The organism is Paenibacillus sp. WC2504 (assembly GCF_052682475.1).
The window spans coordinates 2,608,794-2,635,723 of record NZ_JBQZFH010000001.1; the positions used below are offsets into that span (position 1 = coordinate 2,608,794).

The 26,930-nt window shown below is 45.5% G+C and carries 18 protein-coding genes and 1 pseudogene; 13 read left to right on the forward strand and 6 right to left on the reverse strand.

Translation table 11 applies throughout. The annotated features are described in order from the left end of the window. Positions 1-143 precede the first annotated feature (143 nt). From ACUN27_RS11410 to ACUN27_RS11435, 6 genes are all read left to right on the forward strand, one after another. The gene (locus tag ACUN27_RS11410; protein ID WP_445558924.1) at positions 144-1,685 is read left to right on the forward strand and encodes a response regulator transcription factor; all 1,542 of its coding nucleotides are present in this window, start codon (positions 144-146) and stop codon (positions 1,683-1,685) included. Positions 1,686-1,708: 23 nt separating this feature from the next. After that, positions 1,709-3,475, forward strand: a complete 1,767-nt coding sequence (locus tag ACUN27_RS11415) for a sensor histidine kinase (RefSeq protein ID WP_445558925.1) — start codon at positions 1,709-1,711, stop codon at positions 3,473-3,475. A 198-nt stretch (positions 3,476-3,673) separates the two neighbouring features. Continuing rightward, complete coding sequence (locus ACUN27_RS11420) at positions 3,674-4,981, forward strand: extracellular solute-binding protein (RefSeq protein ID WP_315952761.1); 1,308 nt, start codon at positions 3,674-3,676, stop codon at positions 4,979-4,981. A gap of 118 nt (positions 4,982-5,099) precedes the next feature. After that, positions 5,100-5,963, forward strand: a complete 864-nt coding sequence (locus tag ACUN27_RS11425; RefSeq protein WP_315952759.1) for a carbohydrate ABC transporter permease — start codon at positions 5,100-5,102, stop codon at positions 5,961-5,963. Then, positions 5,963-6,787 (forward strand): carbohydrate ABC transporter permease, encoded by an 825-nt coding sequence (locus tag ACUN27_RS11430; protein WP_315952758.1) that lies wholly within the window; start codon positions 5,963-5,965, stop codon positions 6,785-6,787. Before ACUN27_RS11425 ends, ACUN27_RS11430 begins: the two co-directional genes overlap by 1 nt. Before the next feature lie 61 nt (positions 6,788-6,848). Continuing rightward, positions 6,849-9,893, forward strand: coding sequence for a glycoside hydrolase family 2 TIM barrel-domain containing protein (locus ACUN27_RS11435; RefSeq protein WP_445558926.1), 3,045 nt, complete (start codon positions 6,849-6,851; stop codon positions 9,891-9,893). Between the two features lie 548 nt (positions 9,894-10,441). Here the strand turns inward: ACUN27_RS11435 and ACUN27_RS11440 are convergent. The 3 genes from ACUN27_RS11440 to ACUN27_RS11450 are packed head-to-tail and all read right to left on the reverse strand — an operon-like array spanning position 10,442 to position 11,604. Beyond that, positions 10,442-10,663: an IS3 family transposase gene (locus ACUN27_RS11440; RefSeq protein WP_445558927.1), complete on the reverse strand. Its 222-nt coding sequence runs from the start codon at positions 10,661-10,663 to the stop codon at positions 10,442-10,444. Between the two features lie 57 nt (positions 10,664-10,720). Continuing rightward, positions 10,721-11,296 carry an IS3 family transposase gene (locus ACUN27_RS11445; protein ID WP_445560619.1) on the reverse strand — a complete coding sequence of 192 codons (576 nt, stop codon included), beginning with the start codon at positions 11,294-11,296 and terminating at the stop codon, positions 10,721-10,723. Positions 11,297-11,307: 11 nt separating this feature from the next. Continuing rightward, on the reverse strand, positions 11,308-11,604 hold the full coding sequence (locus tag ACUN27_RS11450) for a transposase (protein WP_326063633.1): 297 nt from the start codon (positions 11,602-11,604) through the stop codon (positions 11,308-11,310). A gap of 500 nt (positions 11,605-12,104) precedes the next feature. Between ACUN27_RS11450 and ACUN27_RS11455 the strand changes: the two genes are divergently transcribed. Then, a complete protein-coding gene (locus tag ACUN27_RS11455; protein WP_445558928.1) occupies positions 12,105-16,061 on the forward strand; it encodes a PA14 domain-containing protein in 3,957 nt (1,318 codons plus the stop codon). Between the two features lie 127 nt (positions 16,062-16,188). On the opposite strand, the gene ACUN27_RS11460 is transcribed toward ACUN27_RS11455, so the two are convergent. Then, positions 16,189-16,836 (reverse strand): peroxiredoxin-like family protein, encoded by a 648-nt coding sequence (locus ACUN27_RS11460; RefSeq protein WP_445558929.1) that lies wholly within the window; start codon positions 16,834-16,836, stop codon positions 16,189-16,191. Positions 16,837-17,041: 205 nt separating this feature from the next. On the opposite strand from ACUN27_RS11460, the gene ACUN27_RS11465 reads away from it, so the two are divergent. Together ACUN27_RS11465 and ACUN27_RS11470 are read left to right on the forward strand one after the other, a co-directional pair. Continuing rightward, a complete protein-coding gene (locus tag ACUN27_RS11465) occupies positions 17,042-17,605 on the forward strand; it encodes a TetR/AcrR family transcriptional regulator (protein ID WP_445558930.1) in 564 nt (187 codons plus the stop codon). Between the two features lie 90 nt (positions 17,606-17,695). Further along, the gene (locus ACUN27_RS11470; protein ID WP_418936932.1) at positions 17,696-19,108 is read left to right on the forward strand and encodes an MATE family efflux transporter; all 1,413 of its coding nucleotides are present in this window, start codon (positions 17,696-17,698) and stop codon (positions 19,106-19,108) included. A gap of 18 nt (positions 19,109-19,126) precedes the next feature. Here the strand turns inward: ACUN27_RS11470 and ACUN27_RS11475 are convergent, their stop codons facing one another. Further along, positions 19,127-19,972: an AraC family transcriptional regulator gene (locus ACUN27_RS11475; RefSeq protein ID WP_315952750.1), complete on the reverse strand. Its 846-nt coding sequence runs from the start codon at positions 19,970-19,972 to the stop codon at positions 19,127-19,129. A 124-nt stretch (positions 19,973-20,096) separates the two neighbouring features. Between ACUN27_RS11475 and ACUN27_RS11480 the strand changes: the two genes are divergently transcribed. Continuing rightward, the gene (locus ACUN27_RS11480) at positions 20,097-21,290 is read left to right on the forward strand and encodes a Gfo/Idh/MocA family protein (RefSeq protein ID WP_445558931.1); all 1,194 of its coding nucleotides are present in this window, start codon (positions 20,097-20,099) and stop codon (positions 21,288-21,290) included. A gap of 16 nt (positions 21,291-21,306) precedes the next feature. Further along, entirely contained in the window at positions 21,307-22,134 is an 828-nt protein-coding gene (locus ACUN27_RS11485) for a sugar phosphate isomerase/epimerase family protein (protein ID WP_315952746.1), read from the forward strand. 97 nt (positions 22,135-22,231) lie between these two features. Here the strand turns inward: ACUN27_RS11485 and ACUN27_RS11490 are convergent. Continuing rightward, positions 22,232-23,183, reverse strand: a pseudogene (locus tag ACUN27_RS11490) (iron-hydroxamate ABC transporter substrate-binding protein). A gap of 256 nt (positions 23,184-23,439) precedes the next feature. Between ACUN27_RS11490 and ACUN27_RS11495 the strand changes: the two are divergent. Then, positions 23,440-25,263 carry a sensor histidine kinase gene (locus tag ACUN27_RS11495; RefSeq protein WP_445558932.1) on the forward strand — a complete coding sequence of 608 codons (1,824 nt, stop codon included), beginning with the start codon at positions 23,440-23,442 and terminating at the stop codon, positions 25,261-25,263. Beyond that, positions 25,256-26,776, forward strand: a complete 1,521-nt coding sequence (locus tag ACUN27_RS11500) for a response regulator transcription factor (protein ID WP_315952734.1) — start codon at positions 25,256-25,258, stop codon at positions 26,774-26,776. The genes ACUN27_RS11495 and ACUN27_RS11500 overlap by 8 nt, the downstream gene beginning before the upstream one ends. Positions 26,777-26,930: the final 154 nt, after the last annotated feature.

The window sequence follows — 26,930 nt, forward strand, 5'->3', positions numbered from 1 at the left end:
CAATAAAGGTTGGTATCCTATTATTTCATGCGGTAAGCGTAGCGCTCGTCAAGAGCCATAATTTCATTTATAATCGTGCAAGATATCGCACAAAATACGTCGTACTAGTGGTAGATGATGTAAATCTGGATAAGGAGTCTGTTATGACGATTTATTGCAAGGTTCTGATTGTTGATGATGAGATGTTGGTGCGCCAAGGCATCCGGCATCTTTTGGATTGGGAAAGCGAAGGATTTCAAATTGTGGGTGAAGCCTCCAATGGCAAAGAAGCGTTAGAGATGGTTCATTTGTACCAACCGAACATTGTGCTGACTGATATCGTCATGCCGGTGATGGATGGCGAGGAATTGACCAGAATCGTAAAGGGCATGTACCCGGAGATGGAAATCGTCGTGCTCAGCAGCTTCGGAGAATTCGAGTATGTTCGCTCTACGTTTCAAAGCGGTGTCGCCGACTACATGTTAAAGCCCAAGCTGGACGCGGTATCTATGTTAGCTGTTCTGAAGAAAACGGCAGAACGAATTCCCGCTTTTCAACATTCGGAATGGAAAAGTGAAAAAAAGCAGTCGGTTGATTACATCCTGGACATGCTGATATCGGGTTATTCCATTGACTATGACAGAAATGAAATAAGTACGATGGTTCCGTATTCCAGTTTTGTTTTACTCTCGGTGGTACAGGATAAATCCGTGTCCTTGACCCGAAATGAGGAATGGTTAGAAGCGGCACTGAAAGCGATCATTCAAAAAAGGGATAGACCCGTCGCTACACGCCGCCTTTCGCATCAAGACGGCTATATTCGCTACCTGCTGAATCTAGACAACTCCGCACAAGAGGATGCCGTACAGATAGCCCAGCAGCTGCTTGAAGCTAGCGATAAAGGTCATATGTCCATCGTAGTGGCGCTCAGCCATGTTTTTGAACATCTATCTGAGCTGCACGATATTTATACCAATGACATGTTGAAAGTGTTGGACCACCGCTTCTTTTTACCGGATCGCAGACTTCTCATTATCAATGAATTGGAGAAACAGGCGGAGAAAGGAGCTCCTTTTGACATGGAGGCGTTCACCGCAGAACTGAATCATCAAGAGTTTGACTTGGCTTTTGGGCGTCTTAGCACTTATGCTCACTCAATGAATGGCAGACTGGATACCGACATGTTTGAATTTAAATCTTTTTTGGACCACAGTCTGTTTAATATTATTGTTACGCTAAAGCATTTTCACTATGAGGCAAGCTCGTTGGATGAAGGCAAATACGAGTATTTTCGTGCGATTCATGAGGCTGAGCATATTGGGGAAGTTATTCTTTTGTTAGAAAAGTTTTTGAATGAGGCTGAATCGTGCGTCAGCGATAATCGGACGGGATCTCCGGGTATACAGAAAATTTTATTGTATATGGACAAACATTTTTCGCAGCCACTGACGTTAACTGAGGTCGCCAAACACTTCCACTTCAATCCTTCCTACTTGTCCAATTACTTCACGGTTCATAATAAAGAAGGTTTTAATGAATATTTGAACCGGATCCGGATCGATAAAGCCTGTACGTTGCTGCGCGAAAATCCTAATCTCTCCATTTCAGAAATAAGCAACCTCGTCGGATACTCCGATCACAGCTACTTTACGAAGGTGTTCCGAAAGCTGATGGGAATTTCCCCAAGTCACTATCGCAAAAAATAAGCACGAAGGGACTAGGATCCATAATGGGAGCATGGGTAAAGAAAATAACCGATCAAAGTCTGTTTACTAAAATGTTTATTGTGATGGTCGTAAGCATTATTTCCGTTACGATTCTGACCTCTTGGGTCACGGTTCAAATGTCGCAGAAGCTTTTCGTCCAGACGTTCAGTATTACCAATTCGAAAATTATCAATCAGATTAAAACGGGATTAGACGCCATTCATTATTCCAATATAAATATTGCCATTAGTGTCGCGCAAAGCGGCGCGATTAGAAGCTTCCTAACGGAGGGGGATACGGATTCGTTAACGAATTTCAAAACGAATTTCAGTATGAGTGATCAGATGAAGCGAATTCAGTCCGGGATTGGGGCCAAAAATATTGGCATCAGTGTTCTGGGTATGAATGGCAGGAGCTACGTAAGCGATGTCACCTACTGGTCCGGTTCTTCGAAGGAACTCCAGAACAGCCCAATAACACAAGAGACATGGAAACAGCCTGGCAGGATCATGTACAGCTTCATGAGGGCGGGAACATGGGGCTCCAATGAAGATCGGCTTGTTGCCACCAAAGCGCTGCTTTCTTCAGAAAGCAAAGAAGGTTACGGATCGCTCTACATGATGATTAGAGAGAGTGATTTTAAGAAAATTTATGCGAGCTTCACGAGTCAAGGCAATGATGTCATGATTTTGAATCAAAATGGTTTGATTGTTTCCAGTAACAGGGAGGATCTGATCGGAACCATTTCGGAGGAACTCTTGTCAAGCGCCAAGCTAGCCCAGCAATCCCAAGCGACAAGTCAAGAAATGACTTTGTTTAATCATGATGTCATCGTCTTGGCAGATTATTTACCTATGTATGATTTCTATCTCGTCAATGTGATTGATAAACAAATGACACTAGGCCAGATGCTCAACAGGAAGGCCTTATTTATGATTGGCGCCGGTATCGTATTGACGGCCGTGCTTGTTGTATATTTTATCACTCGTAGAGTAACGCGATCTTTAAGGACGCTTGTCATGAAGATGTCGAACATCACCAAAAAGAATTTTCTCAACTACATGGCGGTGACAGGTTCGTATGAGACAAGAGAGCTTAGCAATGCTTACAACTATATGCTTGATGAGCTCAACGATTATATTATTCAGTTGGTGGAGACACAGCAGGAGCAGCGGAAGGCTGAGTTAGCTGCGCTGCAGCAGCAAATTAACCCTCATTTTCTCTATAATACGCTGACTTCCGTTAATATTCTGGTTCAACAAGGGAGTAAAGAAAAGGCAACTGACACGATTCATGCGCTGATTTCTCTCCTGCAAAATACGATTAGCAATGTGAAAGATACGATATCTGTTGAGCAGGAACTTTTGAATTTAAAACATTATGTATTCATCAATCAAGTGCGTTATGGAAACGGCATCAAGGTGGATTACTTCGTTTCGCCGGATTGTTTGAAGTCGCAAGTGCCTAAATTGATGCTCCAGCCATTTATTGAAAATGCGTTTTTTCATGCTTTTAATAAAAAAACGACGGGATATATTTATGTCATAATCACGAAGGAAGGCGATACGCTGCACTGTGAAATCGTTGATAACGGCGATGGCATGGACCTTACGGAAGCAAAAAGCGAGCAGCGTACCTCAACGAGTGCCAGACAACTTTTTACAGGGATTGGCATTCGCAATGTGCATGATCGCATTCTGCTCCTATACGGAGAAAAATATGGAGTTTCCATTACGAGCACGCTTGGGCAAGGAACAAAAATTGCCATTAGTCTTCCTTGGAGAACTTAGCAAGTCCCCCCATGTATAGAAATCTAAAGAAAGTACAAATTATAAATAAAGTACCAAAATGGTCATTATGATAGCGGATACAATACACAAGATTTTCGCTAATTATGACAAATTTTTTTCTAACAGAAGGGATTTCCGAGATGCTATTCTTTTAAAAGAAAGCATTTTCAAAAAATCAAAACTACACGGGGGGCGCACATGAAAAAGAAAGTTTCAACCATTTTATTGGCTAGTTTTTTGCTGCTATCTGCATGCTCAAGTAAAGCACCTGACACAACTGGAACAGCGACAGGGACTCCAACTGGAACAGGAGCTGCGAAGGAAATTACGGTCTGGGCCTGGGATAAGAACTTCAACATTGCAGCGATGAAGCTGGCACAAGAGGCTTATGCGAAAGATCATCCTGACGTGAAAATAAACATTGTTGAATATGCGCAAGATGATATTATTCAAAAGTTGAACACGGGCTTGAACTCCGGGACAACGACGGGTCTACCGAATGTTGTACTGATTGAAGATTATCGTGCACAAAGCTTTTTGAAAACGTATCCTGATTCTTTTCAAGATTTGTCGGCATCCATCAAAGCATCCGATTTCGCAGATTACAAAATCGGTCCAACAAGCTTGAATGGTAAACAATATGGCCTTCCATTTGATTCCGGAGTAACAGGTTTATATGTTCGCTCGGATTATTTACAACAAGCAGGCTATAAACTGGATGATTTGAAGGATATTAACTGGCAGCAACTGATTGAAATCGGTAAAGCGGTTAAAGCTAAAACAGGTAAAGATTTGTTAACGCAAGATCCGAATGACCTTGGATTAATCCGTATGATGATTCAGTCCGCAGGTGCTTGGTATCTGAAAAGCGACGGATCTACACCGGATCTGAAAGATAACGCAGCTTTGAAAGATGCTTTTGCTACATACAAAGAATTGATGTCCGCTAACATCGTTAAAATCACGTCAGATTGGAATTCCTTCCTGGCAGGTTTCAACAGCGGCAGTGTAGCAGCTGTACCGACAGGTAACTGGATTACGCCTTCGATTAAGTCGCAAGCTGACCAATCCGGAAAATGGGCGGTTGTACCTTTTCCTAAGTTGAAAAATACAGCAAGTTCTGTTCACGCATCAAACCTTGGAGGCAGCTCCTGGTATGTATTGAACAATCCTGGTAAAGAAGCGGCAGCTGAATTCCTTGGCAAAACACTTGGTTCCGACGTGAATCTGTACCAGAAGTTAGTAACAGACGTTGGTGTTATCGGTACGTACAAACCGGCAGCACAAGGTGAAGCTTACACGAAAGCGGATGATTTCTTCGGAGGTCAAAAAGTCATTTCCGATTTCGCAACGTGGACGACGCAAATTCCTAAAGTAAACTACGGCATGCATACGTATGCGATTGAAGATATTTTGAAAGTAGAAATGCAGAACTACCTGAAAGGCACGGATATCAATAAAGTATTAAGTGATGCTCAGTCTCAAGCGGAGTCTCAAATTAAGTAAGTTTTTCCAATTAACCTAAAGGGCGCTGACCCCCGAATTGCATGATCGTGCAAGCGGGGGACAGCGTTTCGATTTTTAAATGCAATATAGGAAGGATCTGGATAAATTGAACTACTCAATGAGTAACCGTGTAAGACTGACAGGTTGGCTGTTTATCGGTATAGCGGTATTGATGATTTGTTTGTTTTACTTCTATCCCATGATTCAGGCGCTGCTGTTGTCGTTTAAAACCGGCGCAGGGGCTAATCTGCATTTCAATGGGGTCAGCAACTATAAGCGGCTTTTGAGCGATAAAACGTTCTTCACAGCCGTAAAGAATACGTTTCTATTTCTAATCATTCAAGTTCCGATTATGATCGTTCTGGCGATGATGATCTCTGTCTTATTGAATGACAGCAAACTTCGCTTCAAAGGATTTTTCCGTACAGCGATTTTCTTGCCTTGTGTCACCTCGCTTGTTGCCTACTCCGTCGTATTCAAATATTTATTTGGCAATGATGGACTTATCAACTTGGCTTTAGTGAAAATGCACTTGATTGCACAACCGATTCAATGGATTTCCGATCCTTTCTGGGCGAAAATTACGATTATTATTGCCATTACATGGCGCTGGACAGGATACAACATGATTTTCTTCCTTTCCTCTTTGCAAAATATCGACAATTCGATTTATGAAGCAGCGCGCATCGACGGAGCCTCTCCGTTCAAACAGTTTTTCTTTATTACGTTCCCAATGCTAAAACCAATCGTTCTTTTTACGTCGATTACATCAACGATCGGAACCCTGCAATTGTTTGACGAGATCATGAATATTACGAAGGGTGGCCCAGGTAACGCAACCCTCTCCATATCGCAGTATATTTACAATCTTTCCTTCAAGTACACACCTGATTTTGGCTATGCGGCGACAGTCTCCTATTCGGTTGTAGCTATGATCATTGTGTTATCTGTCCTTCAAATCAAATTGGCAGGTGATAAATAATGAGAGTACTGAATCGAACAATTGTATATGTTTTCCTTTTTGCTGTAGCTGTCATATCGATTTTCCCATTCCTATGGATGGTCGTTAGTTCAACGAATCTTTCTGTGGATGTAACGCAGGGAAGAATGCTGCCGGGTACCCATTTTGTCGCTAACTTCAATAAACTGGTTGATTCCATCAATCTCATTCCTGCACTCTGGAATTCCCTTAAAATTTCTTTATCGACTACGATATTGGCTTTGCTCGTTGCTTCGCTCGCGGGGTATGCTTTCGAAGTTTATCGGAGTAAAGCGAAGGATGTCGTGTTCAACTTGCTGCTTGTCTCCATGATGATTCCGTTCGCAGCGTTGATGGTTCCGCTTTACCAAATGTTCTCCAGCTTGTCGAAGACGGTTCCTTTTCTCGGAATCAACACGATGACTGCTGTCGTTCTTCCAACATTTACAACGGCGTTTCTCATTTTCTTCTTTCGCCAAAGCACCAAAATGTTTCCGAGAGAGCTTTTGGAAGCAGGACGCATGGATGGGTTAACGGAATTAGGATTGTTTTTCCGAATTTATATGCCAACCATGAAAACGACCTATTCAGCTGCAGCTATTATTACGTTCATGTCCAGTTGGAACAATTACTTGTGGCCGCTTATCGTGCTGCAAACGCCGGAGAAACGCACAATTCCTTTATTGATTTCAAATTTAGGATCTAGTTATGCACCGGATTTCGGGGTCATTATGACCGCTATTGTCATTTCGACGATTCCGACAGCGCTCGTGTTTTTCCTTATGCAAAAACAATTTGTTGCAGGTATGGTTGGTTCAGTAAAATAGGAGCTGATGGCAGTCAAAACATAGGTGTTATTTCAGTTTTATTTCTCAGGAGGCATTATTCATGAAACATTCGGTTCCAAGCCTTGATTGGCTGCAAGATGTGCGTGTATTTCGAGTTAACAGGTTGGACGCACATTCCGACCACCGCTATTATCACTCGATGGCTGCTGCTGAAGCAGGCGCATCCATGGACATGAGGCATAGCTTGAATGGCAGCTGGCAGTTCAGCTATGCGCCAAACGCAGCGAGCCGTGTGCAATCGTTTTTTCAATTGGACTATAACTGCAGCAGCTGGGAGCATATCCAAGTTCCGGGACATATTCAGCTGCAGGGCTGGGGACAGCCGCAGTATGTGAATACGATGTATCCTTGGGATGGCGTAGAAGCGCTGCGTCCTCCACACATTTCGCAAGAACATAATCCTGTCGGCAGCTATGTGAAAAATTTCCAACTTCCAGACACGATGAAAGGAAAGCCGGTTTATATCTCCTTCCAAGGTGTTGAATCAGCTTTCTACGTGTGGCTTAACGGCGAATTCGTCGGTTACAGCGAAGACAGCTTCACACCTTCGGAATTTGATCTCACGCCTTATATTCGTGAAGGTGAGAATAAGTTGGCCGTTGAGGTTTATCAAAGAAGTACAGGAAGCTGGCTGGAGGATCAGGATTTCTGGCGGTTATCGGGCATTTTCCGGGATGTATACTTATATACGGTTCCTAAGGTGCATGTGTGGGATTTGCGTGTAAAAGCAGATTTGGATGATGCGTATGTGGAAGGATTGCTCGAAATTGATCTTGATCTCCGAGACGCTCATGCAGAAACGGCTAGTGCCAAGCTTAAATTGAAAGATGCTAAGGGACAGGCGATTCTTACAGAAAAGGGCGAATTCCGAAACGGCAAGCTGTCTTTCAACCTCGCTGCGGGCATTGTTCAGCCATGGAGTGCAGAAAATCCATATTTATATGCGGCATGTATTTCGATCTACGATGAGAACGGAAGTTTGGTCGAGGCCATCGTGCAAAAGACCGGCTTCCGCCGATTTGAGATGAAAGACAAGCTGATGTGCTTAAATGGCAAACGGATCGTATTCAAAGGTGTAAACCGCCATGAATTCAACAGCCGCAGCGGACGAGCCATCACGAAGCAGGATATGTTATGGGACATTCAAACGCTGAAACGCAGCAATATCAATGCAGTCCGTACTTCCCATTACCCGAACCAGACCTTATGGTATGAGTTATGTGATGAGTATGGCGTCTACGTCATCGACGAGATGAATTTGGAGACGCACGGCTCGTGGCAGAAAATGGGGGCTGTCGAGCCTTCGTGGAACATTCCGGGCAACGATATGCAGTGGCAGGATATCGTACTTGACCGTGCGATTTCGATGGTTGAACGCGATAAGAATCATCCTTCGATTCTCATCTGGTCCTGCGGAAACGAATCCTATGCCGGCCAAGTTATTTTGAATGTAGCCGACTATTTCCGTGAGACGGACCCAGGCCGACTCGTTCACTACGAGGGCGTGTTCCACAATCGTGATTATGACGCTACTAGCGACATGGAAAGCAGAATGTATGCCAAACCTGCGGACATTGAAGCATATCTCAACAGCCAACCGGCCAAACCGTATATCAGCTGCGAATATATGCACGCAATGGGCAATTCCGTCGGAGGGCTTCACAAGTATACGGAGCTGGAAAACAAATATCCAATGTATCAAGGCGGCTTTATTTGGGATTATATCGATCAGGCGATTATGAAAAAAGATCGGAATGGCCGTGAATTCTTGGCGTATGGCGGGGATTTCCAAGACCGTCCTACGGATTACAGCTTTTGCGGCAACGGACTGGTATTCGCTGATCGCCAGCTGACTCCTAAGATGCAGGAAGTTAAATTTCTTTATCAGAATATCAAGTTGGAACCTACTAGAAACCATATTAAAGTAATTAACGATAATTTATTTGTGAACACAGATCAGTATGTCCTTGAATATCGCCTTTATCATGAAGGAACGGAAATCGGTCATGGATTTAGGGATGTTGCCGTTGAAGCGCAGAGCGAAAGCATCGTTCCGATCGAGCTGCCGGACGTGAATGGGCAATCAGGTGAATACTGCATCCAGGCTTCATTGGTGCTCAAAGAGTCTGCGATATGGGCCGACGCCGGGTTTGAGACGGCTTTTGGCCAATCCACTTTCATCATAGAAGCAAATAGTCAAAATGAACAACCTGCCGGTGAAGTCAACGTGGTAGAGGGAGACGTCAATATCAGCGTCACTGGGAAAGGATTCGCCGTCATTTTCTCGAAGCAGGTAGGATCACTTGTTTCGCTTAGATACCATGGTCGGGAGATGATTGCGATACCTCCGGCTCCGTTATTTTGGCGGGCTACCACAGACAATGATAAAGGTACCGCAATGGGCTATACGGCCGGCGCTTGGTATGCCTCGAGTCTGGCGCGCAAATGTGTCAGCACAGAGCTGAAGCAAGAGAAAAGCTCGGCAACGGTTGCCTTTGAATACAGATTCAGCATTAGCTCTGAAGTCAGCGTTCGTATTGCTTATACGGTGCATGCGGATGGAACCATTCGGGTTCACACGAATTACAAAGGAGCAGCGGGTTTGCCGAATCTTCCGATCCTTGCCGTTTCCTTCAAGATGTCGGCTGATTATAACCAGTCAGAATGGTACGCAATGGGACCGGAAGAAAACTATAGCGATCGCAGCTTCGGAGCTCGTTTGGGAATCTTCAGCCGTCAGGTTGATCAGTTGCCAACACCTTACCTCGTTCCACAGGAATCGGGTAATCGAACTGGTGTTCGTCGTGTGAGTGTGACGGATGTGAAAGGGAACGGTCTTATGATTAAGGCTGACCCACACGCTCCAGTAGAATGCAATTTGTCTCCATATACGGCATTTGAGCTTGAGCATGCTGACCATGCTTGGGAGCTGCCGGATGTTCATTATACGGTTGTAACAGTTGCCGGCAAACAAATGGGTGTCGGTGGCGACGATAGCTGGGGAGCTCCTGTGCATGAGGAATATCAGATTCCGGCTGACCAGGAAATCTCGTTTGAGTTCGTTATTGCTAGTGCAGGAAACTAGTTATATATGTAAATGGAAACAGCCCGAGACATTTGTCTTGGGCTGTTTTTTTGCGCCTTGTGTGAAGTGACCAATCCGCTTGGCATGTCCGCCTCGCGCTAAGTGACCAAACAGCTCGGCATAACGGCCTCGCACCAAGTAACAAAACTGCTCGGCATGCCCGCTTCACGCCAAGTAACCACTCCACGCGGCGTCACCGCCTCGCGCCACGGCCTCACGCGCCCATGTCTATGCTGCACTTTGTGCAAAAACTGCGCTATCCTCACCAAATCGTTGTACTTTGTACAACGTTGAAGGCGGCAGCGGCCGACCTGGGGCCTTAATATTGCACAAAATGCAATATACTGATGGCGGTGGCCATTGTTTGCGACTGACATTGGATTTCATCCAATGTCACACTCATCCACAACGCGCCTGCGCCGTGCAAATGGCTCGTAGTTTTTGGAAGGGAACTACAGTCCTCTATTTTCCTGTAAACTTACTATTTTCCATTTCAAAGGGAACTACTGGACCTCTGTCAAGAAAGTAAACACATCATTAAGTGACGATCACGCAGTTTCTGAAAAGGTCGCCGCAAACTGAACAGGCGAAACATAGCCGAGGGAGCTATGAACTCGTTTGCGGTTATAGAAGAATTCAATATACCGAAAAATGGCTTCGTATGCCTGGTGCTTGGTTTTGAATTTCGTGCAATAAATAAGTTCTTTCTTTAAAATGCTGTGGAACGACTCTATGCAGGCATTGTCGTAGCAGTTCCCTTTGCGGCTCATGCTGGCTTGCATAGAGTATGAAGCTAGCTTTTCTCTGTATTCTTTAGAGGCATACTGTCATCCACGATCGGTATGATGAATAAGTCCCTTAGCTGGCTTTTTAGCTTGATGAGCGGCTTCTAGAGCGCTTAGAGTGAGCTCTGTTGTCATTCGATCATGAAGTCGCCAGCCTACAATTTCTTTGGTGCACAAGTCCAAAACACTTGCTAGATACAGCCGGCCTTCTCGACACGGGATATACGTAATGTCTGCCACCCAGACCTTCTCAGGCTTATCGGTTGCAAACTTTTGATTAAGTACATTTGGGGCAATCGGGAGGCTGTGATTAGAATCTGTCGTTTGCACTCTAAATTTACGAGATACGCAGGAACGTAATCCTAGCTCTTTCATGTAAACACTGACGGTACGCTCTGAGATGGTTAAGCCCTCTTTCCACAGCATACGAGTAATTTTGGGGCTGCCATAGCGTTCCCCGGAATCATGAAAGTGATAAACAATTCGCTTCAGTAGCGCTGTTTTATGCAATTCCTGCTCGCTTGGTAGCGCCTGTTGCCACTTGTAGAAACCGCTCCTCGATACCTGCATGACCCTGCACATCTTCGCCACCTGAAACTCAGAGCGATGATCTTCGATGAACTGGAACCTTAGTTCCTTTCTTTGCTGAAGATGTGCAGCGCCTTTTTTAGGATCGCTAGTTCTTCCTGCAGATCCTGCTTCTCCCGCTCAGAGGCCTGCAGGCGTTTCTCAATGTCCCGAAGTTTCTCTGGGTTACCTACAGGCTCGTTTTCAAAGGAACGATATTTTGTCATCCAATTCTTTAATGTTCCAGCGGGGATGTTCATTTCCTCTGCGATTTCCGGTAATGTCTTTGTTTGTTCTTGAACGTATTTTACTGCTTGTTTCTTAAAATCTTCATTATATCGTTGGCGTTGCTCTCCCATGGGCGGACCCCTCCTATTCGTTAAGTCTATTATTGGGGTCACTTAACGATGTGTCCACTTCTAATTCTAGCCCCATACAGTCTACTATTTTGCCGATTTTACATGAATAACATGTCATGGAGGCTAAATAAGACCCTGTAGTTCTGCTAGGAAAGGAAAACAACTCATTTTCCCCCAAATAGAGTACCCTAGTTCCCTCCAATCGTAAAACTTTCGTTCAACTCTTATGTAAATTGCAGGGTGAGGTAGGAGTTGCTGTTGGTGAACAGTCTGAATGGACGTCAGCCAGGCGACGATACGACCCACACAATAGATTGCCATAAAATTACAAGAAATGCCTGAAATCTGTAAATACAAATAGCTAGAGGGACATATATGCTTGATATGCGCTCACTTTTGATTTGAGGGTAATGCCAAGTTGAGAAGGAGAGGAGGCATATGCAAGAAGATTCGTTTCATAACTCGTAAATCCAGTAATTCAAAAGAGGAGAATTGTACAAATGAAAACGACCAAAAGGCTTGTGCAGTTATTTATCTTTTCTATGCTGATCTGTATCATTCTTCCGTCTAGTTTATCCAAAAGCCATGCGGCAGATTCCAATCCAAATGCAACAAATTATGGCTTGAAAGCTGACTATTACAAGAACTCGGGACCCGATGAGTTTAGGTTTGAAGACTTGGTGACGACGGTGGTCGATCCGTACATTAATTTTAGTTCATTGGAAGGAGCATTCACAACGCTGGTGGGGCAGAACAATCACGTGAATGTGAGATGGACAGGACAGATTACACCTGAGTTTTCCGAAAATTATACGTTCTGGATGATTGGTGACAACGGTTTCCGATTATGGATTGACAACAAACTAATCATTGATCATTGGGTCAATGACTGGGATAAAGAACAAACAAGCAGTCCGATTACCTTGGTAGCCGGCAAGAAATACGACATTAAAGTGGAGTATTTCGAGAATGACGGCGGGTCCAATTTGTTTTTACGGTGGGGCAGCCCAAGTGTGCCGAAGCAAATCGTACCTGCAACAGCCTTCACGCTGCCTGTCGATTTTGAGAATAGCGGACCCGTTGCCGGATCGGTTCTGCCTGATGGATTGCATGCCGAATTCACATTTGCGGAGGCATTAGCGGAGCTGGGCAGCGATGCGCACAAGCAACTTTCGGCTAATGTGCTCGGGAAGGATTGGCCGATCAAATCGGCGGTTTTAAAGTCCGGTGATCCTAAAACGATTCAGATAGAGTTTGAATATCCGATGTATTACCAAGATGCCCCGATGGCCAATCTCGGATATACAGGCGGCGGCGCTCTTGTGTATGCAGCTAGCGGTAAGCCACTCAAAGATTTTTATCTTGCAATCAAAAATTACTCTACTTATCAGATCGAAACGCCGTGGGCAAGCCAAGTTAATCCGAACAATCCGTTGCCGGATTATCCGAGACCGCAGATGGTTCGCGATCAGTGGCTAAACCTGAATGGGAAGTGGGAATTCCAACCCGCCAAGCAAGGGGACGCCCTTCCAACAGGTCAAACGCTGAAAGAGAACATCACGGTACCGTTTGCCGTGGAGTCCCGACTTTCAGGCATCCAACGCCAAGAGCAGCTTATGTGGTATAAGCGAAATTTCACGGTGCCGCAAAATTGGAATGGCCAACATGTGAAGTTGAATTTTGGCGCAGTGGATTACGAAACGGACGTCTATGTGAACGGAACAAAGGTAGGAAGCCATAAAGGCGGCTACACGTCATTCAGTTTCGATATAACAAGTCAGTTGAAGCCCGGGGAAAATGAATTGATTGTTCATGTACTCGATTATACGGATACCCAAGGGGATCAAATCAAAGGGAAACAAACCGTTGTACAACCAGGAGGCATCTGGTATACGTCGGTGTCCGGGATCTGGCAAACCGTTTGGCTGGAGCCTGTCGCGAGCGCAAGTATTGACCGGATGAATATGGTGCCTGATATCTGGAATGGCCAGTTGAAGCTGACCGTAGATGCGGTAAATGGTACAGGTAAAACGGTGGAGGCTGTGGCACTAAAAAATGGCGTTGAAGTCGGTCGCATTAGCGGAAACGCAGGTACTGAATTGCAACTTCCGGTACCGAATGCGAGATGGTGGACACCGGACGACCCGTTCCTCTATGATCTCAAGGTGTCTTTGAAGGATGGCGGAACGATCATCGATAATGTTGACAGTTACTTCGGAATGAGAGAAGTGAAACTGGGAAAAGTCGATGGCATCCAGCGTCCATTGCTGAATGGGAAGTTCGTTTTTCAAATGGGAACCTTGGATCAAGGGTATTGGCCGGACGGCCTGTATACAGCGCCAACCGATGAGGCATTGAAATTCGATATTGCAGCCGAGAAGCGGATGGATATGAATATGATCCGCAAACATATTAAGATCGAACCGGCCCGTTGGTATTACTGGGCAGACAAGTTGGGACTTCTCGTTTGGCAGGACATGCCAAGTGGAACCAGCAGAGATGTCTCGGCTCAACCGCAATATTATAAAGAATTCGATGAAATGATTAAGCAATTGCAGAATTCACCTTCCATCATCGTTTATATTGTTTTTAATGAAGGGTGGGGGCAATTCGACAACGGCGGTGATTATACCCGAGAGGCAATTGCACATGCGATAAAAGCAGATCCAACTCGCCTCATTAATGGAGTTACCGGTTGGTATGATGCCGGAGGCGGGGCCAATGAATCCAAAGCAGGACATTTCCTGGATTGGCACAAATATCCTGCACCCGAGTCGCCGACGCCTTCGGAATATCGGGCAGCCACGCTTGGCGAATATGGGGGCGTAGGACTTCGCGTGCCAGGGCATGAATTCAGTCCTTTGACCGTGTATGCCGGACTGGCGATGAACACGAAAGAAGAGTTAACAGATCAATATATTCGTTATATCAATACGATCAAAACACTCAAAGATAAACCTGGACTTAGTGCGGCCGTATATACCCAAATTTCGGATGTCGAATACGAAATCAATGGACTTTTAAGCTACGACCGCAAAGTGGAAAAGGTTGATTTCGCTCGCGTTGCCGCAGCACACAGGGAATTAATTGGCAATAGCAATAAGTCCGACCTTTTGACCAGAATTCAAGCGGCGAAGCAGCTTCGTGATAACGCCGCTGTAGGCGATGGACCGGGGCAGTACAAGCAGCAAGTTGTGAATCTTTTCTCAGCGGCCATTGTAAGCGCACAAGCTGCGTATAACAACGAGCAAACTACCGCGGACGGCATTAAAACAGCGATAGCTGCGCTGGATGCAGCCACGAAGCAATTTCTCGATAAAGCCAACAATCCTTTGCCTTTTGTTGATACATTTGATGATCGGAATGCAGATGGTTGGACGACGTATGGTGGTGAGTGGAGTGCTGCTAACGGCAACTACACCGTAATTAACGGTGAAGGTTACAAAGCTGTGGCTAACGATACGAAATTCAAAGACTTCACTTATGAGACGGATATCTCCATGAGTGCCAGCCCTAATTTAGCTAATGCCGGCGTCATATTCAGAGTGAATAATCCAACGGTTGGAACGGATAACTTGCAAGGATATTATGCGGGCATTACATTGGCTGGTCGTGTTCAACTGGGCAAGCTGAATAACAATTGGACAGAACTGGCGAATAAAGCGCTCCCTTCGATCACCGTAGATACGGTCTACCGGTTAAAGGTTGTAGCCAAGGGGCCTAACATTGATGTTTATGTGAATGATACACTCGTGGCTAGTGCGGTTGACGGTACCTACACAGAAGGTGCTATTGGGGTACGCACATACAAGGCCAATGCAACGTTCGATAACATTCGTGTGACTGAAATGGAAGATGCGGTACAACCGAACATGACTTTAGACGGAGCAAGTCTTGTTAATGAAGGTTCGACGTTCGCGGTGAAGCTTGGTGTATCCAGTGTAACAAATGCGGTCTACGGATCAGATGTTACGTTGAAGTATCCAGCAGATTTGTTTGAACTGCAGAAAGTAGACTCGGCTGCAGATGCTATTGCCGTTGTTCATTATGTCGATGATCACAAGGGCAGCGTTCGTATGGTCCTCGCGAACATCGGAGGAGATGATCGAAGCAAGCATGAAACACCGCTGGTTACGCTGCAATTTAAAGCGAAGGGTTCTCCAAATTCCTCTGGTAACATCTCGGTGCTCAAAGCCATTTTGGCCGATGAGAAAGGTGTGGAGATCGAAGCCGTACCTGCTGAGCTTGCGGTGAGCATTGAGGGTTATGTCTCGGATGGCGACTTGAACCATGACAGTAGATATTCGATTGGTGATTTGGCAATCCTTGCTACTCATTATGGGAAAAATAGCAGCAGCCCGGATTGGAATATTGCTAGAGCAGCAGACTTGAATGGCGATGGCAAAGTAGATGTTGAAGATCTGGCGAAAATGGCACAGAAGGTTTTGAATCAATAGGAAGAATGATAGAAGAATGGAATCATGGCTTTTTTAGCCTGATTCCATTTTTTTTGATGTTTTTGGGACTTCAGGGAACTACAGTTCGTTACTTTATCTTTCTCCAAATAGAGGACTCCAGTTCCCTTTAGTCGAGCCTTTTCAATTGATTGATCATTTCTTGTGGCTCCGTTCGATTCATGAAATCAGGATCGACGCGGGCATAACGGATAATAAGCTGCCTGTCAATGAGGTAAGTCGCCGGAACCGGCAGCAGCCAGCGGTCGCTTTCATTGAACTTGGCGAGATCCCGCCCAAGTATGCCAGTAAAGGTATTTTGAAGATAAGCAGGTAATTCAAATAAAAGCTTGTAACTGTCGGCGACCTGGCCGTTCGGATCGCTTAGCACGTGAAACGTAAGCTGCTCCTTCTCCATCTGAGACAGCGAGTTGTCGGGGCTTTGCGGAGAGACGGCCATCAGTTGGCCGCCGATCTTCTGAATTTCAGGCAGCAATTGCTGATAAGCTCTAAGCTGGACATTGCAGAATGGGCACCATACGCCCCGGTAGAAGATGAGAATGACCGGGCCATTGGCAAGCTGGTCGTAGAGGGTGATTTGCTCTCCGAGCGGATTAGTTAATGTAAAGTTGGGGGCACGATCCCCCTCATTCAAACCAAAAACGATACCGGATTGCTGCTGCTCCTGGATATGGCGGAAAATGTTCACTTGAGCCAATTCAGGCACTTTTGCAATAAAACCTGCTTTGGTTTGTTCCAATTGTTCGTTCATCGACATGGGACAACGCTCCCTTTTGAATGGAATTTTGGCGCTTCACTCTGGGTCTCATTGAACATAAGATACCATGTGGTATCTTTTAATTGTAGCATACATCCAATAAATGGCAATGGATCCCTCGGAAAATTTGCTATAATGAATTATCGACTACGGTTTGTACGGAGGGCTTATGAAAAAAGGAGATAGAACCAGGGAACACATCATCATGAAATCTGCCGAACTTTTTAATCAACATGGCTATGCGGGTTCATCGTTAAACGATATTATTACCGCCACCGGCATTAAAAAGGGAGGCATCTATCGCCACTTTAGCAGTAAAGACGAAATTGCCCTCGAAGCCTATCAATATGCGGCTAGTACAGTCGGCAGGAGATTCACCGAAGCTATGGAGAAAGAGGAGTCTGCCTCGGGGCGATTGCTCGCTTTTTTTCACGTCTACGAAGATGTTGTGGATAATCCCCCTTTCATCGGCGGGTGTCCCTTGCAGAACACAGCGGTAGAGAGTGATGACACTCATCCGATATTGCGTGATAGAGCGCAGCGTGGTCTTATTAGTACTCTGGATATGATGAAAAATATTATTCGTGAAGGCATACGATTGGGGGAATTTAAGGGGAATTTGGATGTAGATGCATTGGCTACGTTTGCCCTTTCCTTATTGGAAGGAGGCATCATGTTGAGTAAGCTAGAAGGTAACAGCAGGCATATGCATAGGAATATTGCCAGTTTCTCTTCGTACCTGAAGCAGTGTTGTTTGAATGTTCATTGAACGGCCGCACCTGCTCCCGGCACCTCGAATCATCTCAGGAAATTCGAATCAGCATACTGGGGACTGCGGACAAATACGGATGGGAAGTGAATCATTAGCATGATGGTACGATTTAAGGCTTATTGCCATGCTATTTTAAACAAATATCTTTCAGGGGAATCTATCGATTACCGTCAGGTGATCTCATTATTTCTACCGATTCTCATCGACCAAGCCTTCCTTGTCGGCTTAAGTTTGGTGAACACGGCGATGATTAGTTCATCGGGTGTGGCGGCGATCAGCGCCGTAAGTATGGTCGATTCGCTCAACATGTTTTTGGTTAACGTTTTTGTCGCCATAGCGACCGGCGGTACAGTCGTAGTGGCGCAGTATAAGGGCAGCGGGAACGATAAAATGGTTTCCAAAGCGGCGGCAAGCTCGCTTTCCGCGGTCACGTTGGTTGCGGTAGCGCTCAGCCTGCTCGTTCTGCTGTTTTATCATCCTATTCTTAAGGTGCTGTTCGGTACGGCGGAGCCGGAGGTGTTCTCCCATGCCGGTACCTATTTGGTGGGCAGCTGTATCTCCTACACGGGGATCGCGATCAAGGAAGCGGTTAACGGAGCGCTTAGAGGGATCGGCAGAACGAGAGTGACCTTGGTGCTGTCGTTGATCATGAACCTCACCTACGTGCTGCTCAATGTCGTATTTGTCCATTATCTGGACATGGGCGTTCTAGGGTTGAGCGTGGCTGTGAATATTTCCCGGTATGTAGCGGCCGGTTGCGCATTATTCTACCTGCTGCGGATGGATGCCAGCCTGCGAATTCAACTTCAGGATGTACTCGAATGGAATTTCTCCATGTTTAAGAGAATCATGTTCATTGGGCTGCCATTCGCAGCGGAGCAGTTATTTTTTAACGGGGGAAAAATGTTAACCCAAATCTATATCGTCAGCCTGGGCACCTATGCGATTGCAACTAATGCTATCAGTTCTGTGATCGCCATGCTGCTGCAAATTCCTTCAATCGCCTTGTCGACGGCGTTAGTCACGGTGGTAGGGCAATGTATCGGGAGGCGCAATATTCAGGATGCCCGCAAATTTACGAGGTCGTTTATGTGGCTGTCATCGGGTGCCCTCTTATTGATGGGGCTGCTGTTACTTCCGTTTTTCAATCCGCTTGTAAGAATGTTCAGCCCTCCGGCAGAGATTATGGACGATCTGTATCTCATTATGCTGGTCAATTTCTTAGCTCAAATTCCGCTATGGTCGATCAGTTTCCTGCTGCCAGGGGCACTGCGAGCTGCGGGGGATTCACGTTTCACCTCGATTTCTTCGATGCTGACCATGTGGTTGTTCCGGGTTGTGCTCGGTTATGTGTTCGGCATCACCCTTGGTTACGGCGTCATCGGGGTTTGGGCGGCTATGCAATTGGAATGGGGCGTGCGCGGGGCGGTTTTCCTCTGGCGCTACTATGGGGACAAGTGGTACAAACACCGCTTGATCGAGCCAACGGGCGGGAAATAAGCCCCATTCCATGAGGGGTCATTTGAGAGCTTGTTTGCTTGCATAATACTTGGGCAGCACGCCTACTTTTTTCTTAAACATGCGAAGGAAGCCGGTGTAATCATTAAAACCTGACCCCATGCAGGCCTCGGTAACGTTGTAACCATCTGCGAGCATTTTTTTGGCAAGCGCAATCCGTTTGTAGATGATGTACTCATGGATCGTGCTGCCTGTATGTTTTTTGAAAAGTCTGCTTAGATGATATTTGCTGATAAAAAACATTTTCTCAAGCCGTTCAAGGGTCAAATCTTCCGTGAGATGTTGATCCAGATAGGCCAGGATGGGGCTCAATCTTTTCGGCAAATCCATGCCGTTTTCGTTTGCTTTGTTGGTATAAAAGAATCGATGAACCAGAACAAGAATTTCAATCAAACAGCCAAGTTTCACGAGGGAATCGCCTGGAAATGGATGGTTGATGATTTCATTATATTTCGTAAACAAATCAAGCAAGGCGGAGGATTGTTGTTCGCTAAGCTTGATTTTGTTTTTTTCACCGGCGGGACGATCATAGAAGCATTGAAGCGGTTTCAAGTTTTCGGTTTGAAAGAGAGCAATCAGAGCCGGATTAAATTCTATGGTTACACGTTCATATAAGTCGTCTGTCGTGAGCGCAGGCTTATGAATTTCATGCTCATTGGTAATGATGAGATCACCGAATTCCAGAGGATACATCGTCTTGTCAACGAAATAGTTCACATCACCCCGGATTAAAAAGAAGATCTCACAGCCCTGATGCAAATGAAAATGAACATTAAAGGGGGCTGTTCGAATGGCATGACGGAATTTCACATGTTCATCAAACTGTTCCAAGTAATCAGAAATCAAGATAATGACCTCCTGTGATGAGAGCAAGTTTATCCACTTTTGAGGCAATTTCATCAAGGAAGTGGTAATTGTAATGATATAGGATGATAGTGTGATATTCAATAGATTTGGGAGGGAACTACCTATGAGTGAGCAAAAAATCAAATTTGGACTTGTTGGCATTGGCAATATTGGAAATACGCATTTGAAGTATTTGAGTGAGATGGAAAATGTAGCGCTTGTGGGCGTTTGTGATGTAGATAAAGAAAAAGCTGATTTGAATGCTAAAACGTATGGGACGACGGCTTATTACGATGTCTTGGATTTATTGGACAACTCCGGGCTGGATGTCATCATTATCGCCGTTCCCCATTACGATCATCCATACATTGCCATTGAGGCTTTCAAACGCGGGATTCATGTCATGTGCGAGAAACCGATCGCCGTTCATGTCAATGATGCCAACCGCATGATTGAAGCTTATGAATCCGCTAAAGAGACATACCCGGGCCTCCAGTTTGCCATTATGTTTCAAGAAAGAACGCTGCCTTTCTATGCAAAGCTCAAAGAAATTGTGGAAAGCGGAGAGTTGGGCCAACTCACTCGCGCTACTTGGATTCATACCAAATGGTTCCGCTCCCAGTCTTACTATAATAGTGGTGGATGGCGTGCGACATGGGCCGGCGAGGGCGGCGGCATCTTGACGAATCAGTGTCCGCACACGCTCGATATGTATCAATGGTTGTTCGGGCTGCCTTCGCTAATTTCCGGTCATGCGCATATCGGTAAATATCATGACATTGAAGTTGAGGACGAGGTAACCGCTTACTTTGAACATTCAAACGGGATGATCGGGCATTTGATTGTGACAACAGCTGAGCTGCCGGGAACGAACCGCCTGGAAATTGTCGGCGATACCGGCAAACTGGTGCTGGAGAACGGTAAGCTGCTTCACTATAAATATCAGGAATCCATGCTCACGTTCACGAGAGAGACTGAGCAGAAATTTGCCACTTGGCAGATTGAACCGGAGGAAGTTGAAGTGGATGAGGATGCTCCTAATGGCCATCATGTCGTAACCGGCCGCTTGGTTGACCGCCTCCTAGGCAAGGAAACAGATTTGATTGCCGAAGGACCGGAAGGTCTTGGCTCTTTGACGCTGGCTAATGGCATTATACTGTCTTCCTTCCAGAAGCGCCCTGTTGAGGTACCAATTGACGGCGATGCATTCCAATCTCACTTGGACGAACTGATCAAATCTTCTACATTTGTGAAAAAGGTCGTCACAGAGTCTAAAACGCAAGAAGATATGTCAGCTTCTTTCGGCAGCAGCAAATAATAAAGGAGAGATGGCCATGCTTAAAGCTAAAATTACTTGTTTCGCCGATGAAATATCGCAGGATTTGGAAGAACAGTTAGACGTGCTGCAGCAAGAGGGGATCTCCTATATTGAGCTGCGGAATGTTTGGGGCAAAAATGTCTTGGAGCTAAATGATGAGGAGCTCTCCAGCATCCACCAAATATTGAAGGAACACGGTTTTCAAGTATCTTCCATTGCTTCTCCCATCGGTAAATATCCGGTTGCGGAAGAATTTGGTCCGCAAGTGCAAGCGGTCCAGAAGGCAATTCATGCAGCACACGTGTTAGGAACCCCGTATATTCGTATATTTTCCTACCATCCGCCCGAGAATGCGGATCTCGATACGTGCAGAGACGAAGTACTGCGCAGAATGAAGCAATTGGCAGAGATCGCAGAACAGAATAACGTTGTCCTTATTCTTGAGAATGATAATAACTTGTATGGAACGACGGATGAACGTTGTTTGGAAATTTTACAGCATTGCGCGTCCGATTCCCTGCGTATGGCTTTCGACCCAGGTAACTTTGTTAAGAATGATATTAAACCGATGCAGGACGCGTATCCGAAACTCCAAGCCTATACGGATTACATTCATATTAAGGATGCTACGTTCGAACCGAAGCTATTTGTTCCTGCCGGAGCGGGTGACGGAGAGGTTGATGCACTGCTGCTGTCTCTAAAAGAGAGAGGCTACGACGGGTTTCTGTCTGTAGAGCCGCATTTGCAGCATTACATGCCGCACGCGAGTAATCCTAAACGTGTTGTCACTGCGGTCCGCGCACTCAAGCAACTGCTTGAACGGGCGGAATACCAGTGGGAGTAGAGTATTCATAAGAAATTAGAAAAAAGAGCTGAATCCATTTGGATTGGCTCTTTTTTAGATTATGGACTGTTTATAAATCCTGTGGAATAAAGTGACATTATTTTTTGCCAAGGAATCCTTCCTTGAAAATATTCAGTAAATATTCGAGCGTTGTCGGATCGCTATACGTTGAAGCTTCCGTATCGATCTCGATGACGTGCTTGTTCTTGACGGCCGGAATGTTGTTCCATGTTTCGGTTTTCATGAATGAATTGTTGGCTGCCGAGCTTCTGCTAAGGACAAGGTAGTCTCCGGCATAATTGGGGATAACCTCTTGTGAGAGCGCATAGTAGCCTGGGCCCAGGGCATCCTTTTTAACTTTCTCAGGCATGTTTAAACCCATTGCTTGGTAGAGGACTTCAGTACCGCGAGCCCAGTTATTGCCGAATACATAGAAGTCCTTCGAATCTGTTTCAATGACGGATACAGTAGCCTGGTCACCGATTTTGGCTTTGATTTCCTTGCCGATATCTGCCGCACGTTTCTTGAAATCATCGATCCAATTTTGCGTCTCTTTTTCTTTTATTCAGCAATTTACCGATTTCAAGCTGTTGGGCTAGATAGTCCAGTTTGCCCCACGTATAGACGACAGTTGGCGCAATTTGTTTTAACTTTTCGATATTTTTCGATTCGGAGCCAGCGATAATGAGATCCGGTTTCTGCTCGATAATTTTCTCAAGTTCATTATCTGAAACAACATGGATGCCATTCAGTTTTTCTTTGAAAAGAGGGTTCTTATTCGTCCATTCGTCGACTCCGACCAGTGTGCCGCCTAGCGATAGCACGTTCGGCGCATTCGTCAGGGCAACGATACGCTTAGGACTCGACGGAACCTGAACAGGTCCTGTCTCGGATGCATAAGTCATCATGCCGGAAGCTTCTTTGGCAGCGGCTGGCGCGTTCGAGCTTTGTGGGGAAGCGGCAGGGCTATTGCTTGTCGCATTGTTGCCGCAAGCGGTAATAGCGAACATGAACACGAAGAGAATAGGTATAAAAAGCTTGTTTTTCATCTTGGAGTCTCCTTAATGGTGGAACTAAACCACATATTTATTGATAATGATAATCGGTCTCATTAAATAAATATAGATACTAGCTGCCTGTTTGTCAACGAGAATCTCATTTTTTTTCTTCTCTCAACAGCGCAGAAACCACCCGAAATGTCCGTCTGGGTAAAGGCGTAGGGAGTGCCGGCTCATCCGCCGGTTTTCCTGTGCGGCTTCCGACATGATATAATGAACCCGATTAACAGCAGGAGATGATGGTCAGATGGGGTTCGTGAACGTTTATTTAGCCTACTTGAGAAATAATTTATTCATGAGATTGCTGCTCCTGTTTTCACTCATTACGATTGTTACGATTATTTCCTTTTCTTTTTTCATGTATCACTCGATGTCACAAGCTGCGATCAACCGTGAGCTGGATATACAAAAGAAGGCCATGATGAACGTTAATGATTATTTGGGGCAGAAATATGACTCGGCGCAGTCCATTTTATTTGGGTTATATCGGGATAGTTCGCTGGCCGCAGGCGTATCCTTCATGCTGCAGCACCCCTTTCAAGAATATGTGCAGCATAGCCTTGAACAGAATAATTTAGGCGGAAACAGCACATGGAATGACGGCTTGGAATATTTCAAAAACCATTTGGAAGATGACGAGGATATTCGCAATGTGATGTTGTACAGCGTGGATCAGCAGGTTTTGTACGTTCTGAGCCACAATCGGCCGATGCGGCTGATATCCACGAATGCGGCGCACTCCTATATTCCGGAAGTGATGGCGCTTGACAGCAAAAGTGTCTCGCTTCCGAATATTTGGGTGCGCGAAGCCGCGGATCAGTGGGATAACCATCTATATGCCGTGCGCACACCGATAAATGATAAACAAACGTTGAAAAACATCGGTCAACAGCTTGTCTATTTCAGTTCGGACAGCATTTGGAAAGTGTTATCCGATGAGCAGCAAGATCTGAAAGGGGCGATTCTCGTCCTGTCATCAGAGGGCGGCGTCCTGTTCGACTCCTCGGATCAGTATTATGGCAAGCCTTATCCATACATGGATCAAGTGAATGCGATGTATGAGCACAGCGAGATGAATAATAACAATTATGTGACGAAGCTTACGCAAAACAAAGGAGATTTTATCGTCGTCGGCCTGATGCCCAAAGAGGAGCTTTCCGCTTCTTCGTGGCGAATCGGGAGCACGATTTTTTCAATTAGTGCCGTGTGTATTGCTATCGCGATCCTGCTGCCATCGTTGGTCGTGCTGAATGTCGCTAAGCGAACGAACCTGATCATCCGCTTCACCCGGAAGGTCAAACAAGGCGATTTGACAGCGCGGATTCAGGACGCTCGCGAGGATGAACTGGGCCAGATTTCCCGCAGCTTTAACGAGATGATCGATGAATTGAACCAATATATCGACCGCGTATATAAGGCGGATATTAAGCAGAAACATACGGAATTAACCGCTCTGCAAGCCCGTGTTAATCCTCACTTTCTATACAATACTCTGGAAGTGATCCGCATGCGGGCGATATCCCAAGGCGCTCATGACGTTGGCGAAATGATCTACAGCTTATCAGCATTATTTCGCAGTTTTGTCCAGCAGAAGAAAGTGTACACGTTGAAGGACGAGCTGGAAGCCTGCCGCTTGTATTTGGAGCTGTTTCAGATTCGCTACAAAGATAAATTTACGTACACAATCGAATGGGATCGGAAGCTTGCTCCTCTTCGTATCATGAAAATGTCGCTGCAGCCTATTATTGAAAACTACATCGTGCATGGATTGCGGAATGAAAGTACGGACAACCAGCTGCACATTCGAGTCCATCAAATGGAGGAATTCCTGCACGTTCAAGTGACTGACAACGGTAACGGGATAACGTCAGAACGTTTGAAAGAGATTGAGCAGCGCCTGCAAACGGAAGAGTCCGAAGATGAGTCTTTTGGTCTGCGGAGCATTCATCAACGACTAAAGCTTCTCTATGGAAGTAAATATGGCATCGAGCTGAGAAGCACGCCAGGGCATGGAACGACTGTAGATGTATGGCTGCCTGCAGACGGCGGGAAGGAGGATTACGATGTTTAGGGTTTTCATTGTGGATGATGAACCATTTATTGTAGAAGGATTGTACGACATTATCGACTGGGCGGAAATGGGGCTGGAGATTGTTGGACATGCGGGCAACGGTCAAAAAGCCTTGGAGGCTTTACAGGAAACGACCGTGGACATCCTCTTGACGGACATCTCCATGCCTGTGATGAACGGATTGGATTTAATTCGGGGTGCCCGGATTCACCACCCGGATCTGAAAGTCATCGTGCTCAGCGGATTCGATGAATTTAGTTATTTGAAAGAAGGCATGATGCTGGGCATTGAAAATTATTTGCTGAAACCTATCAATATCAAAGAGTTCAAAGCAACTCTACACAATACGGTTGAGAAGCTGAATTCTACGAAAGAGACAAGACTTGTTCAAGCATACAGCAAACAAATTTTGAAGGATAACACGTTGCAGCGCTGGCTGACGCATCAGATTGCGCCGACGGAATTCTACGAACGAGCGGATTTGCTGGGTTTCAACCTGGATTCTCCGTATATGGTAGTCTCCGTATTGCGGACCGAATCTAATGCCGCGGAGGTTTTTGAGACACTCTCACAACGAGTGGAGGCTCATGACGGTTTGACGTCCTTCTACGATATGGATGGCGATATCGTACTGCTTGCCGTTATGAATGATGCAGATCGCGGCAGAAAAACGTTGAAGGATTTGCTTCGACAATTCCAAGTCGATCTGCACGACCGTTTACTCCGCATCACGGTAGGAAGTGTTGAGCAGCTTCCTGAACAAACAGGAGAAAGTTATGCAAGCGCGAAGAAAGCACAGGAGTATTTCTGGGTTTATCCGGAGCTTTATCTGATTGATGTTAGCGACTTAGCGTTCCATGAAGGCCATCCCAAGGTGGATTTCTCGATGATTGACTGGTCCTGTTATGCCAAACTGATCGTGGGCAAAGATCTGGAACAATTAAAGCTGCAAATTCAGAGTGATTTCAAGCGGATTCAGGCGCTGCCGGGAATTACCCCGCAGCATTTTCAGGATATTGCTTTCGAGATGGTCATTCATTTCAAAATGGAACTCAAGGCGATCCGTCACACGGAAGAACAAGACGTATACAATCAAGCTTTTCAACAAATCAGGAGCTCAGTGACACTTGACGAATTGGAAAAGGCGATTCTGGAAGTTGCCGAGATGACAGTCGGATTATTAATCTCTGACGTTCGAAGTCCGATCGTGCAGCAAGTATTGAAATATATTCATGAATCGTACGCGGATGAGCTTTCACTCAAAATGTTAGGCGCTCACTACCATATTCATCCGGTTTATTTAGGACAGCTGTTTCACAAAGAAATTAACGAGTCGTTTACGGAATATATCAATCGGTACCGGATCGAGAAAGCAAAGGAACTGCTCAAAACAACGCATTTGAAGGTGCATGTTATTGCCAAAGATGTGGGCTATTGGGAAGTCGGTTATTTTTATAAACAGTTCAAAAAGTACGTGGGAATATCCCCGACCGATTATAGAGGACTGCTCTAGGGTAAACTGGAGTGCAGTCCTTTTTTTGTTTTTTCTTTGATTTGTACATGCTTACATTTAATTTATCGTCTATTTGTAAATGCTTTCATAGGTTACTGTAAATATAGCCCCTCGGGCGTTATACAATAGAGCACTGAACAGGGAGGATACACAC